Here is a 1256-nt window from a genome sequence, read left to right as displayed (position 1 = left end):
TGCCCGGTTACTGGATCTCTCGCCCTGACGACGCGTGCAGTGCATCGGCATCGGTTTGGCGGGCTCGTTTTCACCGCGAGGCACCCGTGCGCCTTCATCGCTGATTGCACCATCCGGTGGTGCGCTCTGTACCCGAGCCCTGTTCCAGCCTGCCCCCCTGTTATTGGGGGCTGTCTCGGGCGGGTTGGCATTCCAGCGCGAAGCGCCACAAAGCCCACCCCGGATGAAGCAGAAGATGGCTGGCGTGGCAGGATTCGAACCTGCGACCACCCGATTAACAGTCGGGCGCTCTACCCCTGAGCTACACGCCATCCAGTGGTGGGATCTGAAGGGGATCGATACACCCCGTCCTATGTCCCAAAGCCCACCCCGCATGGCATGAAAGAAGCGGGTGTAGCGAGACGAGACGATCCGGCGGGCAAAAGCCGTGGCACCAGGGAAAGGAGGCATAAAACCCCGTGCAGATTCAACCGAAACGCCCCGAAGCACTCCATCCGGCGGTGCCACCCGACCGGGACTCGAACCCGGACTACGGAACGCCGAGCCGTTATTGTTGGGCTCCCGCATCGCGGATTAAGGCGAACTGTCTCTACCCGTTGAGCAACCCGGTGGCACCCCGCATGGAGCGGATGGATGGATGACGAAGAGACCCCTGAAGTCGCAGCTTTCAGGGGACCAACGACAAAACAGCGTGAGAGTGCTGCGACAGCCCTCATCGACCTATGCCGCTGGATGCACAAGCTCCTCGCCATCCGGCGGTTTGCTCTGCCTCCCGGTCCGCTCCCCGAGGGTCATGCAAAGCAAACCCCGCATGGCGAAAAACTGGACAGCGCGACCCGGCGCGAGGCCGGGGCCGGTAATCCAGCAACTCGAAGAGGTCCATCGGTCAACCGAGCGCGAAGCTCCCTCTTCATTGGCGGAATTGGCTCGCCGGTTATCGTTCCGCGCTTTTGCAAACCCTGTTTGCCTTCCGCGCCATCCGGTGAATCGCCCTCGATGGGAACTGGAGGTCCTGTCGGCCGGCCTTCGATTACCGCTATTCGACGCTCTGGCCCGGTCACCTGAGTTACCCCGCCTTAGCGGAGGCGTTCAAAGGCGATTCCCGCATGAAGCGGGATGAAGCGATGCTCCCCTTTCAATCGGGTTCCCCTGTACCTGCCAGGCAGGCCAGCGGGGCATGCATAGGCTCAGAAGGCGTCCCCTCGTTCTTGCCACTAAGCAGCATCTTCGCTTCATCCGGGGTGCAACCAGGGGGC

At 62.4% G+C, this 1256-nt stretch carries 2 tRNA genes; both read right to left on the bottom strand.

The window, feature by feature from the left end:
- Positions 1-236: 236 nt before the first annotated feature.
- Positions 237-311: transfer RNA gene (locus tag F573_RS0114030), tRNA-Asn, on the bottom strand.
- A 190-nt stretch (positions 312-501) separates the two neighbouring features.
- Positions 502-613 (bottom strand) — tRNA-OTHER (locus tag F573_RS15175).
- Positions 614-1256: the final 643 nt, after the last annotated feature.

It is taken from the genome of Thioalkalivibrio sp. ALE23 (assembly GCF_000378545.1).
Classification (GTDB): domain Bacteria; phylum Pseudomonadota; class Gammaproteobacteria; order Ectothiorhodospirales; family Ectothiorhodospiraceae; genus Thioalkalivibrio.
The sequence above is the reverse complement of the archived record's forward strand: the minus strand, read 5'-3'. Positions and strand labels throughout refer to the sequence as shown.